The following is a 13,999-nucleotide window of genomic DNA, read 5'->3' as shown; positions in this document are numbered from 1 at the left end:
GCCCGCCACCGCCGGGCCCGTCAGTGTGCCGGCCCGTCAGTACGCCGGGCCGGCACAATCCAGGCCACCAAAAACCTCTGCCCAGAGCGGCCGGCGTCAGCCTGAGGGGCTCAGGTGCCGGGGCGGAGCAGTGCCTCGGTGATCTTCTCGCAGTTCTTCATGCCGTAGTCGTAGCCCATGTTGATCGGGTACTTGACCATCACGCCCATCGTCCAGGTGTCACCGATGGCCAGGCAGTTGATGTGCATCTCCTGCTCCCTGGTCCGGTCGATCCACCCGTTCTTGATGGCGATCTTCTTCTGCTCGGCCGCCGGGAAGGCCTTGCGGATCCCGAAGTCGCCGGCACCGCGAACCAGCTTCATCTCGTTGAGCAGCCACTTGGTCCACTTCGGCCCGGCGGCGGTGCCGGTGACGATGCAGTTGCCCATCCGCGCGGTGTCCCGGGGTGAGAGCGCCGTCCGGCTCCAGCCGCCGTCGGGGGCCACGCTGCTGTCGGTCAGCTTGCACATGGAGATGAGCCGCTTGATCGAGGCGTCCCGGCCGACCTGGTTGTAGAACTGTTCGGCCCGCGTGTTGTCGCTGTCCCGGATGATCCGCGTCGCGTCGGCGAGCTTCGCGTCGCTCGGGGTCTGGCCGGCGTCGGCGGCGCGCCGCAGGTAGTCGGCGACGATCCAGGCCTTGATCATCGAGGCGGTCGTGCTGGTCTCGCCCATGTTCTTCGAACCGATGATCTTTCCGGTTCGGCGGTCGAGGACGCTCCAGGAGTACCAGCCCTCGATGTCCAGATCGAGGTTCCTGGCCACGAAGGGCAGCGGCTCCAGCGACGGGCTGGGGCTCGGTGACGGCGAGGACGGCTGGCGGGCGCTGCGGTCGGTGCCGGCGCCGGTGGGGCGGTCGCTGGAGCCGGAGCCCGCGTCGCCCCACTTGGCCGCGGCGGACGACTCGAACGGCGACCCGGGCAGCAGCCGCAGCGACACCAGGACCAGCCCGATCAGGATGACCGCGATGGCGATCAGCCGAATCGGGGAGGCCTCGCCGCCGTTGCGGCGGTCGACCCGACGGTTGCCGGCCATCAGAGCTTTCCGACCGGCTGCTGCGGCACCTTGAGGGCGGCGCCCGGCTGCGGGGTGACCAGTTGGGTGGCCACACTGGCGCAGACCTTCGCGCCGTAGTCCAGACCGGTCCTGATCGGGTAGCGCAGCATCACGGCGAGACTCCACTTGCTGGTGACGGCGAGGCAGTTGACGTGCCAGTTGCCGTCGCCGTAGATCGGGGTCCAGCCGTTCTTCATGCTGACCGGCCCCTGGGAGGTGATCGATTTGGGTAGACCGTCGATGATCCCCCAGCGGCCACCACCGGATGAGACCCGCTGGTCCTTGGCCGCGGTGGTGCCCTTGACCTTGCTCATCTGGTCCAGCACCCACTTGGTCCACTTCGGGCCGGCAGCCTTGCCGTCGGCGATGCAGTCGCCGACCCGAACCGCGTCGCGGGGGGACATCCTGGTGAAGCTCCAGTAGCCGGTGTACGGCTTGACGTTGCCGCGCTTGGTGTCGGTCAGCCCGCAGATCTTGATCGCCCGCTGGATCACCGCGTCGGGGACGCTGCTCGACGAGGGCTTGTAGGAGCCACCCGCAGCGGCGTGGATCTTGTTGGCCGCTCCGTCGTTGCTGTCGACGATGGCGAGCCGAGCCATCTCCTTCATCGCTGCGGGGGGCTCCCTGTCACCGAGCTGTCGCAGGTAGTCGGAGACGATCCACGCCTTGATCATCGACTCGGTGGAGCTAGTCGCTGTCATGTTCGGCGACCCGGAGATCTTGCCCGTCTTCCGATCCAACAGAGCCCACGAGAAGAACTCACCCTTGAAGCTCACCGACACCGGGCCGGCGGCCAGAGTGGGCGGCGGTGGTGGGGTGGGCGCGGGCGCGGCGACGCTCGACGTGCCGCCTCCGCCGCCTCCGCCGCTGTTGTCGCTGGCGAGTCGGGCGTACGCGGTGGGCACCAGTAGGACGCCGCCGAGCACGACCGCCGTGATGGCGAGCACCAGGGTCACGCGAGATCGCATGAGTGGGTGAACTCCAGGTGTCAGGGCCGGGGGGACCGGCTTGTCGTCGGGACGAATCGGGTGCGATCGCCGAGGCCGGGGGAGGTGGCCTCTGTGGAGATGTCGATGTCGGCAGCCGATCGGTTGTCCGGCAGAAGTCTACGTCCGGACCGGCGGACCGCCAGGGTTCGACACTAGGCAACCTGCGATAAAGGCGAGTTATGGGGCCGCTATGAGGTTTTTGCAGGGATTCACCTTTGTTTCGTGGGCTAGGTCACGGCGATATCACGGTGTCCAAGTAGCGCAAAGCACTCATCCGCTCACAGATGGGATGCCCGGATTCCTGTTACACCCCCTGGTGCAACGCGGCGCAAGCTGTAACACTTAGCCTCATGTATGGCAACGACTTCTCCGCCCCGGACGGCGCCACCGACGAGGCGCCCGGCGGCCTGCTGGGCGAGGTCGAGGCCGCCGAGGCCGAGCTGCGGGCAGCCGCGGCGCGCGGGCGGCGCGGCGGGCCCGCGCCGGACGAGGACCTGGCGGCGTACTTCGCCGAGGTGGTCGACGCCGAGCAGAAGATCGAGCCCCGCGACTGGATGCCCGACGCGTACCGGCGGACGCTGATCCGGCAGATCGCCCAGCACGCCCACTCCGAGATCATCGGCATGCAGCCGGAGGGAAACTGGATCAGTCGGGCGCCGTCACTCAAGCGCAAGGCGATCCTGCTGGCCAAGGTGCAGGACGAGGCGGGTCACGGCCTCTACCTCTACGCCGCCGCCGAGACCCTCGGCATCAGCCGCGACGAGCTGGTCCAACTGCTGCTCGACGGCCGCCAGAAGTACAGCTCGATCTTCAACTACCCCACCCTCAGCTGGGCCGACGTGGGCGCCATCGGGTGGCTGGTGGACGGCGCGGCGATCGTCAACCAGGTCCCGCTCTGCCGCTGCTCGTACGGGCCGTACGCCCGCGCCATGATCCGGGTCTGCAAGGAGGAGTCGTTCCACCAGCGGCAGGGCTACGAGATCCTGCACACCCTGGCGCACGGCACCCCCGCGCAGCAGGCGATGGCCCAGGACGCGGTGGACCGTTGGTGGTACCCGTCGCTGGCCATGTTCGGCCCGCCGGACGGCGACTCCACGCACTCCGCCCAGTCGATGGCCTGGAAGATCAAGCGCTTCTCGAATGACGACCTGCGTCAACGCTTCGTCGACATGTGCGTCCAGCAGGCCGAGATCCTCGGGCTGCGCATCCCCGACGCGGACCTGCGCTGGAACGACGAGCGGCAGGCGTACGACTACACCCAGCCGGACTATGCCGAGCTGATGCAGGTGATCTCGGGCGACGGGCCGTGCAACAGGGAGCGGATGGCCCACCGCCGGGCCGCGCACGCCGACGGCACCTGGGTACGCGAGGCCGCCGCGGCATACGCCGCGAAGCGGGCGGGACAGAAGGAGACGGTCGCAGCATGACGCAACACACCCCGCTCTGGGAGGTCTTCGTGCGGGCCCGGCGCGGGCTGTCGCACACGCACGTCGGCAGCCTGCACGCCCCCGACGCCGAGCTTGCCCTGCGCAACGCCCGCGACCTCTACACCCGTCGCCAGGAGGGCGTGTCGATCTGGGTGGTGCCGGCCGGTGCGATCACCGCGTCCAGCCCGGACGAGAAGGACGCCTTCTTCGACCCGGCCGCCGACAAGGTCTACCGCCATCCCACGTTCTACGAGGTGCCGGACGGGGTGGCCCACCTGTGAGCGAGCGGAGCGGACTAACCAGCCAGCGCAGCGAGGTGACGGCGTGAACGGGCCCTTCGACTTCACCCTCGCTCTCGCCGACGACGCGTTGATCGCGGCCCAGCGGCTGGCCGAGTGGACCACCCGCGCGCCGGAGATGGAAGAGGACATCGCGCTGGCCAACATCGCCCTCGACCAGCTCGGCGCGGCACGCCTGCTGCTGTCGTACGCGGGCGAGCTGGAGGGCGCCGGCCGCGACGAGGACGCGCTGGCGTACCTGCGTGACGACCGCGAGTTCCGCAACGCGCTACTGGTCGAGCTGCCCAACGACGACTTCGCGGTGACGATGGCGAAGCTGTTCTTCCTGGCGGCGTACCAACTGCCGTTGTACACGGCACTGGCCGGCTGCGCGGACGAGCGGTTGGCCGCGATCGGCGCGAAGGCGCGCAAGGAGTCGGCGTACCACCTGGACCACGGCGCGCTGTGGGTGAAGCGGCTCGGTGACGGCACCGAGGAGTCGCACCGTCGGATGCAGGCGGCCGTCGACCAGGTGTGGCCGTACACCCACGAGTTGTTCACCGCGGACCCGGCGGCGCCGGTCGACCCGGCCACCCTGCGGCCGGCGTTCGACGAGGTCGTCGGCCCGGTGCTGGCCGAGGCGACGCTCACCCGGCCGGACAGTGCCTGGGCCCCGGCCGGTGGGCGGGCCGGTGTGCACACCGAGCACCTGGCCTACCTGCTCGCCGAGATGCAGGTGCTGCACCGCGCCCACCCCGGAGCGAAGTGGTGAGCGCGAGGAGCGCGAGTCCCACGATCGCGAACGTCACCGGCGGGGCGAGCGCACGGGAGGCCGCCGCGAGCGTCGTGGACCCGGAGATCCGGGTCATCACCATCGACGAGCTGGGCATCCTGCGGGCGGTCGAGGAGGATCCGGCCAGTGGCCGGGTCACCGTCACCATCACCCCGACCTATACCGGCTGCCCGGCGATGGATGTGATCCGGGCCGACATCCGTCGCGCGCTCACCGCTGCCGGCCACCCGGACGCTGAGGTCCGGACCGTCTACAGCCCACCGTGGAGCACCGACTGGATCTCCGAGGGTGGGCGGGCCAAGCTCGCCGCCGCCGGGATCGCCCCGCCGTCCCCGGTGCCCACCCCCGGCGTCGTGTCGCTGACGCTCGCGGTCCGCTGCCCGCAGTGCGGTTCGCCGGAGACCGAGCAGGTCAGCCGGTTCGGCTCCACCGCGTGCAAGGCGTTGTGGCGGTGCCGTTCCTGCTCCGAACCCTTCGACCACCTGAAGGCGCTGTGACTGTCACCATCACCCGCCCGGTTCGCCGCCGGCCGGTCTTCCACCCGCTGTCCGTCGCCGCCGTCGATCGGCTCACCGACGACTCCGTGGTGGTCACCTTCGCCGTACCCGAGGAACTGCGGGAGACCTTCGCGTTCCGCGCCGGTCAGCACCTCACCGTGCGGCGAGCTGCGGAGGACGGCACGGACGTGCGCCGGTCGTACTCGATCTGCTCCACCCCCGACGACCTGGCCCGGCACGGCCGGTTGCGGATCGGGGTGCGGGAGATCCCCGGCGGTGCCTTCTCGGCGTTCGCGTGCGGGGCGCTGCGCGGTGGCGACACCGTCGAGGTGCTGCCGCCGTTGGGCACCTTCACCACGGCGTTCGCGCCGGACCGGGTGCGGCACTACGGCGCGGTCGTCGCCGGCTCCGGCATCACGCCGGTGCTCGGGCTGGTCGCGACCGCTCTGGCCGTAGAGCCGGCCAGCACCTTCACACTGGTGTACGGCAACCGCACGGCGAACACGGTGATGTTCGCCGAGGAGTTGGCCGACCTTAAGGACCGTCACCCCACCCGGCTGCACCTGGTGCATGTCCTCTCCCGGGAACAGGGCGAGTCGCCGCTGCTCTCCGGTCGGATCGACGCCGAGCGGCTGGGCCGGTTGCTGGGCACCATCGTGCCGGGCGACCTGATCGAGGAGTGGTTCCTCTGCGGCCCGTACGGCATGGTGGTCGACGTCCGGGACGTGCTGACCGCACGCGGGCTGCCCGAGTCGGCGGTGCACACCGAGCTGTTCCACGTCGACACGCCACCGGAGCCGGTGCGCCGACCCGTCGACCAGGTGGGCGCCGGGGCCGAGGTCACCATCGTCCTGGACGGCCGGTCGTCGAGCTTCACCATGGGCCGCGAGGAACGGGTGCTGGACGCCGCGCTGAAGGTCCGGGGTGAGCTGCCGTACGCCTGCAAGGGTGGCGTCTGCTCGACCTGCAAGGCGAAGGTCGTCGACGGCGCGGTCACGATGGCCCGCAACTACGCGCTGGAGCCCGACGAACTGGCCGCCAGCTACGTGCTGACCTGCCAGTCCAGCCCGACCACCGACAAGCTCACTGTCGACTACGACGCCTGATCAAGCACCCATATCGCAGATCTTGGACACTTTCCGTCACGCCTGAACGGAAACTGTCCAAGATCTCGGCCGGTCAGGCCGGACGTCGAACTGGGGTGCTCGTCACCGGCAACGGAGGGGCGCGTCGGCCGCCGAGCGGGCGACGTAGGCTCGGGGTGTGACGGTGAGCCGGGAGATCGACGACATCCTGCAGCGCGGCGCGGACGGCGGGCGGATCACGCCCGAGGAGGCGCTGCTGCTCTACACCGAGGCGCCCTTCCACGCGTTGGGCGAGGCGGCGGACGCGGTGCGTCGGCGACGCTACCCGGACAACGTCGTCACCTACCTGATCGACCGCAACATCAACTACACGAACGTCTGCGTGACGGCGTGCAAGTTCTGCGCGTTCTACCGGGCGCCCAAGCACAAGGAAGGGTGGACCCACCCGACCGAGGAGATCCTGCGCCGCTGCGGCGAGGCGGTCGAGTTGGGTGCCACCCAGGTGATGCTCCAGGGCGGGCACCACCCGGACTACGGCGTGGAGTACTACGAGGAGCTGTTCTCCTCGGTCAAGCAGGCGTACCCGCAGCTGGTCATCCACTCGATCGGCCCCAGCGAGATCCTGCACATGGCCAAGGTCTCCGGGGTGAGCCTCGACGAGGCCATCGCCCGGATCAAGACCGCCGGCCTGGACTCGATCGCCGGCGCCGGTGCGGAGATGCTGCCCGAGCGGCCCCGCAGGGCGATCGCTCCCCTCAAGGAGTCGGGCGAGCGCTGGCTGGAGGTCATGGAGCTGGCCCACCGGCAGGGCATCGAGTCGACCGCCACCATGATGATGGGCACCGGCGAGACGCACGCCGAGCGGATCGAGCACCTGCGCATGATCCGTGACGTGCAGGACCGCACCCGCGGTTTCCGGTCCTTCATCCCGTGGACGTACCAGCCGGAGAACAACCACCTGAAGGGCCGCACCCAGGCGACCACCTTGGAATACCTGCGCCTGGTCGCGGTGGCCCGGCTCTTCTTCGAGACCGTGCCGCACCTGCAGGCGTCCTGGTTGACCACCGGCAAGGACGTCGGGCAGCTCGCGCTGCACATGGGCGTGGACGACCTCGGCTCGATCATGCTGGAGGAGAACGTCATCTCCTCCGCCGGTGCCCGGCACCGCTCCAACCTGCACGAGCTGATCGGCATGATCCGCTCGGCGGACCGGATCCCGGCGCAACGCGACACCCTCTACAACCGGCTCGCCGTGCACCACACGCCGGCCGACGACCCGACCGACGAGCGGGTGGTGTCGCACTTCTCCTCGATCGCGCTGCCCGGCGGTGGCGCGGGGAAGTCCCTGCCGCTGGTGGACGCGCACTGACCGCTCGACTCCGCGACCTCCGACGGCCCGCCAGCTGAACGGTCACCCACGGATGCCGATTCGGTGATTCTTGCGCCGGCGGCCACTGTCGATCCGGTACAACAACCGCCATCAATCCGGACAATCCTCGAGTCACTCGCATCATCCCGGCCGGCTTCGCCCAGGTCGGGGCTGGCGGGAGTGATCGAGGCCCGCTAACGTCCCCGCCCGTACCTTTTCTCTAGCCTGCGGGGGCCTTTCATGATCTTTCGTAACCGGCCGCTGGCGCGGCTCGGCGCGGTCGCGCTGCTTGCTGGCGGCCTGTGCGCGATGGCTGCCACGCCAGCCACTGCCGCACCCGACGGTGCCGACCTCTCGATCAAGGCCGTCGTCGGCACGAAGGTCGCCGAGGGACAGCAGGTCAAGACGGCGTTCGCCAAGGTCACGAACAGTGGCCCGGGCACGCCGAGCGCACTGGTGGTCAAGGCCGACACGTCGCAGATCGATTGGGACACGATGGCGGTCTTCCCGGCCGGCGGCGACTGTAGCGGCGAGGGCGCCGGCAAACCCGTGCTCTGGACCTGTGTCGTGGCACCGGAGGACATCCCCGGGCCAGGGGAGACCGTTGAGCTGCCGATCGTGCTGATCAAGCGGACGGTGGCAGTCGACGAGCCGTACTCCGCGCCGATCACCGTGACCATCGAGTCGCCGAGCGACACCACACCGGGCAACAACTCGGCCACCGCTCGCATCGAGGTCAGCGACGAGAGCGGCGTCGACGTGGGCGTGATCGCGACCGACGTCAAGACCGCGCTCCGCCTGGTCGACGGCGTGATGACGGAACAGGCTCCGCTGTACGCGGGTGACAACGCCGTCTTCGTCGGTGAGATCGTCAACCAGGGCGACAGGATCGCCAAGGGTCTCGAGTTCACTGTGCAACTGCCGAAGGACGTCACCTTCACCGAGCAGTACGAGGCCTGCGAGTACTCCGCCGACAAGCGCACCGCGACCTGCACCGACAAGGAATTCCTGTTCGGCGAGGCCGTCGGAGCGCTGATCACCTTCCCGATCGTTGTGGCGGCGGGCGTGACGGCTCCGGCCGCGCTGCCGGACGGCTCGCTGGCCGCCAAGGCGCTCGGCGTAGCCCCGGTCGGTACCCCGGTGCCCGGGGCGGCCCGCCGGAGTGCGATCAAGAACGTCAAGGCGGTGGCCGAGGCTGAGCGTGTCACCGACGTGGACCCGTCGGACGACCGGGACGACTTCGCGGTCATCGTGGCCGCCAAGGCCGGCTCCGGCGGCGGCGACAACCCCGGCGGCAGCCCCGGCGAGGGTGGCCAGGGTGGCTCCGGCGGCGGCCTGCCCGTCACCGGTGTGCAGGCGGGCCTGATCGGCGGAATCGGCGCGGCGGTGCTGATCACCGGTGGTGTGATGGTGCTGGTCGCGCGTCGTCGCCGGGTGGTGCTGGTGACGCCGGCCGACGAGCGTACGGCCGGCTGAGGCGGTCCTCCATCGACCCATGAGGGTCGTTCATATAACGCACGGCAGTACGGGCGGGATGGGTGACCATCCCGCCCGTACTGTCTGCCCAGCTCGGAACGGACGGATGAAAACGGGTCGGCCTGCTGGCGTGGAAGTTCGGCCTCCGATAGCGTCCGCTCGTTCCGCAACCATTCTTTCTTCCCTACCCCCGGGGGACTGATGACAGCGTTCCACCGCTCGACGCTGGTGCGCGCCAGTGTCGTGGCGCTGCTCGCGGCCGGCGGCATCGCCGCCGTGGCCGCTCCCGTGCTGGCGGCCGAGGAGGCCGATCTGGCCCTGGTGCCGCTCAGCTACAACCTGGCCAAGGGTGTCACGGAGGCCAGGAGCAAGCCGTTCAAGTTCTCGGTCGACAACACCCGGAGCAAGGAAGACGCCAAGGGCGTCAGCTACACCGTGGACACCAGCAAGCTGAAGACGAACAAGGTCCGGGTCGTGGTGCCCGACGGCTGCCGGGTGAACGGCAAGAAGTTCACCTGCCGCCTCGGCGACCTGGCCGCCGGCACCAGCGAGGACTTCGGCATCCCGATCTTCTCCACCGGTGGTGAGGGCGCCGCCGGCACTCTGGTGGTCACCATCCGCTCGGCCACCGAGGACCCCAACGAGGACGACAACAAGGTCGAGCACGACATCACCGTCACCGAGCCCGGGTACGACCTGACCAGTTGGGTGCAGGACGTCAACGCGAACGTCGTGGTGAACGGCGTCAACGGCGATGACCCCGACCTTCGGCCGGTGCGGCCGGGCGAGACGGTGCCGGTCGACTGGGCGGTCTACAACGACGGCAGCCGCAAGGCCACCGGCCTCGCCTACGTGCTCACCCTCCCGGCGGGCGTCACCTTCGACACCCTGCCGGACACGTGCACCACGCAGACCTTCGGCGTCGTTCAGGCGCTCTGCCAGGACGACGGCGCGGTGATCCGGCCCGGTGACTACTACACGGCGGACATCAAGGTGACCGTCGGCAAGGACGTCACCGAGCCGGTGCTACGGGTCGGCGAGCTGGTGGCGCACGGCCTGGACGCGGCAGCCGGCGAGCCCGAGGAGCAACCGCGGCGGGCCAGCACCGCCCAGCGGAAGGCCTTCACCGAGGTCGACGAGGGCGACAACCAGGCGATCTTCGACGTCTTCGTCGACCTGGCCGTCGACCCGACGCCGACGCCCACGCCGACGGTCACCCCGACCGGGTCGCCGACGCCGACGCCGACGGTCACCCCGACCCCGACGGAGACGCCGACGCCGACCGAGACGCCGACCCCGACCCCGACGGTCACCCCGACGGAGACGCCGACGCCGACGGAGACGCCGACGCCGACCCCGACGGTCACCCCGACGGAGACGCCCACGCCGACGGAGACGCCCACGGTCACCCCGACGCCGACGGTCACCCCGACGGAGACGCCCACGGTTACGCCGACCCCGACCGCGACGCCGACGGTCACCCCGACCGCGACGGTCACGCCGACTGCGACGCCGACCGCGACGGTCACGCCGACTGCGACGCCGACCGCGACGGTCACGCCGACTGCGACGCCGACCGCGACGGTCACGCCGACCGCGACGCCAACCGCCACGGTCACGCCGATCCCCAGCGGTACGACGACGCCGGGTACGACCGTCTCGCCGGGTTCCGGTGGCGGTTCCGCCGGTGGTGGCGCGGGCGGTGGCGGCCTGCCGGTGACCGGTGTGCAGGTCGGCCTGATCGGTGGCATCGGCGTGATCATCCTGCTGGTGGGCGGGGCGCTGCTGGTGCTCACCCGTCGCCGCAAGGTGGTTGTGGTCTCGCCGACCGACGAGAAGTCGACCGACTGACACCGGCGCCCTGATCAGCGGCGCGCGCGAGACGCGACCGCGAAGGGTGCGATGGCGGCAGGCGTTCTGACCGAGGTGTCACGGACGCGGGCACTAGGAGAGGGCGGGGTGGGCGACCACCCCGCCCTCTCGCGTACGGCGTGCGTGCCGCCCACCCAGCGAACGTCGGTTGGCGGGCGGCTGGCAGAGTGAGGGGGTGAGCCGTACCCCGCAGGGCCAGCGCGCCAGTCTGGACAAGCAGCCGCACGAGGTCGCCGCGATGTTCGACGGCGTGGCAGAGCGTTACGACCTGACCAACACGGTGATCTCGCTGGGCCAGGATCGCTCCTGGCGCCGGTCCACCCGGGCGGCGCTCGGGCTGCGGCCGGGCGAGCGGGTGCTGGACGTGGGTGCCGGCACCGGTGTCTCGACGCGCGAGCTTGCCCAGTCCGGGGCGTACGCGGTCGGGGTCGACCTGTCACTCGGCATGCTGCACACCGGCAAGCGGGCCCGGCCCGAGGTGCCGCTGCTGGCGGGAGACGCGCTGCGGCTGCCGTTCGCCGACGCCAGCTTCGACGCGGTGACCATCTCCTTTGCGCTGCGCAACGTCAACGACACCGACGCGGCGTTGCGTGAGCTGGCCCGGGTGACCCGGCCGGGTGGCCGGCTGGTGGTCTGCGAGTTCAGCACCCCGGTCAACCCGGTCTTCCGGACGGTCTACCTGTCGTACCTGATGCGGTCGCTGCCGGCGGTGGCCCGCACGGTGTCGAGCAACCCCGAGGCGTACGTCTATCTCGCCGAGTCGGTCCGGGCCTGGCCGGCGCAGTCCGCGCTGGCCGGCCGGGTGGCCGCGGCCGGGTGGGGGCGCGTGGCGTGGCGCAACCTGACCGGTGGCGTGGTGGCCCTGCACCGGGGGATCCGCGAGTAGCGACGGTTCCGGACCACCCGGTACGGACATTATTCAGGTTTCGTTAATGTCGGGCTTTAGTCCACTTTGCCCGGTACGCTCGATCGCATGACCGGAGCAGACCCGGCGGACCCGGTGGCCGCCACCGACGACGACGCGGCCGAACTCATCTCCCAGTTGCGCGAGTTGGCCGGGGCCGACCCGGTGGAGGTCCGGCAGGTGGTCGCCGAGGTGTTGGCGGCACTGGACCGGGCCGCGGGTGGGGCGCTCCGTGAGCATCTACCGGAGACAATTCGGGTCGACGCGGGCCTCGACGCCTCCAGCCCGGCCTGACACCTGACCGCTGTGGACGGTGGTTGGCTGTCACATCGGCGAGTTAGGTACCCCTGATCCTGCGCTGGTATGACGCCGGTCATACACTCGTCCCGTCTGGCTTGTGAAGCATTTCACGAGCGTGCGGGAGGAGGCGCGAATGACCGCGGTGGAACACGACGCCGACGTCATTGTCGTGGGCGCCGGTCCCGGTGGGTCAGCGACTGCGTACCACCTGGCCCGGCACGGCGTACGGGTGCTGTTGTTGGAGAAGACCGAGTTCCCCCGGGAGAAGGTCTGCGGCGACGGGTTGACCCCGCGCGCGGTGCGCCAGCTCATCCGGATGGGTGTGGACACCTCGCCCGAGGCTGGCTGGCTGCACAACCGCGGCCTGCGGGTGATCGGCGGCGGGGTGCGCCTCGAACTGGACTGGCCGGAGCTGGCCAGCTTCCCCAACTACGGTCTGGTGCGCACGCGCCTGGACTTCGACGACCTGCTCGCCCAGCGGGCGGTGGCCGCCGGCGCGAAACTGCGGACCAGCGTCAACGTGCTGGGCCCGGTGCTCGACGGCGATGGCCGCGTCACCGGCGTCGAGGCGGAGGTCGGGCCGGGCAAGGAGCCCACCACCTTCCACGCCCCGCTGGTCGTCGCGGCGGACGGCGTCTCGGGCCGGTTCCCGCTCGCGCTCGGGCTGGCCAAGCGGGAGGACCGGCCGATCGGTGTGGCCGTCCGCCGCTACTACCGCTCGCCGGCCAAGCACGAGGACAACTACCTGGAGTCCTGGCTGGAGCTGCGCAGCAAGGACAGCGGCGACAACCTGCTGCCCGGGTACGGCTGGATCTTCGGCCTCGGTGACGGGCGGGTCAACGTCGGGCTCGGCGTGCTCAACTCGTCCTCGGCGTTCGGCAAGACCAACTACCGCCGGCTGCTCACCGACTGGCTCGCCAACACCCCGGAAGACTGGGGGATGACCGACGAGACCAACGCCGACGGCCCGATCCTCGGTGCCGCGCTGCCGATGGGCTTCAACCGGGTGCCCCACTACACCCGGGGCGTGCTGCTGGTCGGCGACTCGGGCGGCATGGTCAACCCGTTCAACGGTGAGGGCATCGCGTACGCGATGGAGTCCGGCGAACTGGCCGCGGAGGTCATGGTCCAGGCCCTCGCCCGGCCGGCCGGCCCGGAACGCGAGCGCGCGCTGCTGGCGTACCCGAACGAGCTGAAGGCCCGGCTCGGCGGCTACTACCGGCTGGGCGGCATCTTCGTGAAACTGATCGGCCGCCCCGAGATCATGCGGATCGCCACCAAACACGGCATGCCGCACCCGACGCTGATGCGTTTCGTGCTCAAGCTGTTGGCCAACCTGACCGACCCGCGCGGCGGGGACGCGATGGATCGGGTCATCAACGCGATGACGAAGGCCGCCCCAGCCGTATAGGTAGGACGGCATCGGCGCTGGTCACGGCGCCGATGCCGACAAAGATCGACCCCCGCCGACTGCCACTGCGAGGGACGTGAATAGTGTGATTTTCGTCAAGCACCGAGGGCAGGGAAGGACGAGCAGGAGAAAACGATGTCGCTCTCGCCTTACGCACCGATCATCGGGCTGTTCGCCCTCGCCGCGGCGTTCTCGCTGTTTTCCGTTGGCGCCGCCCGCTTCGCCGGTCCCCGTCGCTACAACAAGGCCAAACTCGAGGCTTACGAGTGCGGCATCGAGCCCAGCCCGCAGCCGGTCGGCGGCGGGCGGTTCCCGATCAAGTTCTACCTGACGGCGATGCTCTTCATCGTCTTCGACATCGAGATCATCTTCCTCTACCCCTGGGCGGTCTCGTTCGACGCTCTGCCGATCTTCGGCTTCGTGGAGATGGTCCTGTTCATCGTCGCGGTCTTCGTTGCGTACGCCTACGTGTGGCGGCGCGGCGGCCTGGACTGGGACTGAGGA

Annotated in this window: 13 protein-coding genes and 1 pseudogene; 12 read left to right on the top strand and 2 right to left on the bottom strand. The window is 70.0% G+C overall.

The annotated features are described in order from the left end of the window. Positions 1 to 110: 110 nt before the first annotated feature. Entirely contained in the window at positions 111 to 1,073 is a 963-nt protein-coding gene (locus ABTW72_RS04710) for a serine hydrolase (RefSeq protein ID WP_350854316.1), read from the bottom strand. Beyond that, entirely contained in the window at positions 1,073 to 2,062 is a 990-nt protein-coding gene (locus ABTW72_RS04705) for a serine hydrolase (RefSeq protein ID WP_350854313.1), read from the bottom strand. Before ABTW72_RS04705 ends, ABTW72_RS04710 begins: the two co-directional genes overlap by 1 nt. A 371-nt stretch (positions 2,063 to 2,433) precedes the next feature. Between ABTW72_RS04705 and paaA the strand changes: the two genes are divergently transcribed. The 12 genes and pseudogenes from paaA to ABTW72_RS04645 all read left to right on the top strand — a co-directional run bounded on the left by paaA (position 2,434) and on the right by ABTW72_RS04645 (position 13,996). Beyond that, positions 2,434 to 3,510, top strand: coding sequence for a 1,2-phenylacetyl-CoA epoxidase subunit PaaA (gene paaA, locus ABTW72_RS04700; protein ID WP_350854310.1), 1,077 nt, complete (start codon positions 2,434 to 2,436; stop codon positions 3,508 to 3,510). Beyond that, the gene (gene paaB / locus ABTW72_RS04695; protein ID WP_091395615.1) at positions 3,507 to 3,791 is read left to right on the top strand and encodes a 1,2-phenylacetyl-CoA epoxidase subunit PaaB; all 285 of its coding nucleotides are present in this window, start codon (positions 3,507 to 3,509) and stop codon (positions 3,789 to 3,791) included. Before paaA ends, paaB begins: the two co-directional genes overlap by 4 nt. A gap of 43 nt (positions 3,792 to 3,834) precedes the next feature. After that, entirely contained in the window at positions 3,835 to 4,560 is a 726-nt protein-coding gene (paaC, locus tag ABTW72_RS04690) for a 1,2-phenylacetyl-CoA epoxidase subunit PaaC (RefSeq protein ID WP_350854306.1), read from the top strand. Between the two features lie 23 nt (positions 4,561 to 4,583). Continuing rightward, positions 4,584 to 5,078 carry a 1,2-phenylacetyl-CoA epoxidase subunit PaaD gene (gene paaD / locus ABTW72_RS04685; RefSeq protein ID WP_350855397.1) on the top strand — a complete coding sequence of 165 codons (495 nt, stop codon included), beginning with the start codon at positions 4,584 to 4,586 and terminating at the stop codon, positions 5,076 to 5,078. After that, a complete protein-coding gene (paaE, locus tag ABTW72_RS04680; protein WP_350854303.1) occupies positions 5,075 to 6,184 on the top strand; it encodes a 1,2-phenylacetyl-CoA epoxidase subunit PaaE in 1,110 nt (369 codons plus the stop codon). Before paaD ends, paaE begins: the two co-directional genes overlap by 4 nt. A gap of 157 nt (positions 6,185 to 6,341) precedes the next feature. Further along, positions 6,342 to 7,532 carry a cyclic dehypoxanthinyl futalosine synthase gene (mqnC, locus tag ABTW72_RS04675; protein ID WP_350854300.1) on the top strand — a complete coding sequence of 397 codons (1,191 nt, stop codon included), beginning with the start codon at positions 6,342 to 6,344 and terminating at the stop codon, positions 7,530 to 7,532. A gap of 240 nt (positions 7,533 to 7,772) precedes the next feature. Then, positions 7,773 to 9,008, top strand: a complete 1,236-nt coding sequence (locus tag ABTW72_RS04670; protein ID WP_350854297.1) for a hypothetical protein — start codon at positions 7,773 to 7,775, stop codon at positions 9,006 to 9,008. A gap of 201 nt (positions 9,009 to 9,209) precedes the next feature. Continuing rightward, a pseudogene (locus ABTW72_RS04665) lies at positions 9,210 to 10,265 on the top strand (cell wall anchor protein); the annotation flags it as partial. Between the two features lie 790 nt (positions 10,266 to 11,055). After that, positions 11,056 to 11,766: a demethylmenaquinone methyltransferase gene (locus ABTW72_RS04660; protein ID WP_091395591.1), complete on the top strand. Its 711-nt coding sequence runs from the start codon at positions 11,056 to 11,058 to the stop codon at positions 11,764 to 11,766. A gap of 87 nt (positions 11,767 to 11,853) precedes the next feature. Next, entirely contained in the window at positions 11,854 to 12,078 is a 225-nt protein-coding gene (locus ABTW72_RS04655) for a hypothetical protein (RefSeq protein ID WP_091395588.1), read from the top strand. Between the two features lie 139 nt (positions 12,079 to 12,217). Continuing rightward, positions 12,218 to 13,495 (top strand): geranylgeranyl reductase family protein, encoded by a 1,278-nt coding sequence (locus ABTW72_RS04650; protein WP_112585680.1) that lies wholly within the window; start codon positions 12,218 to 12,220, stop codon positions 13,493 to 13,495. Between the two features lie 135 nt (positions 13,496 to 13,630). After that, positions 13,631 to 13,996 carry an NADH-quinone oxidoreductase subunit A gene (locus ABTW72_RS04645; protein ID WP_007454588.1) on the top strand — a complete coding sequence of 122 codons (366 nt, stop codon included), beginning with the start codon at positions 13,631 to 13,633 and terminating at the stop codon, positions 13,994 to 13,996. The last annotated feature ends 3 nt before the right edge of the window (positions 13,997 to 13,999 follow it).

The organism is Micromonospora sp. NPDC127501, from assembly GCF_040302185.1.
In the GTDB taxonomy this organism is placed as follows: domain Bacteria; phylum Actinomycetota; class Actinomycetes; order Mycobacteriales; family Micromonosporaceae; genus Micromonospora.
The sequence above is the reverse complement of the archived record's forward strand: the minus strand, read 5'-3'. Positions and strand labels throughout refer to the sequence as shown.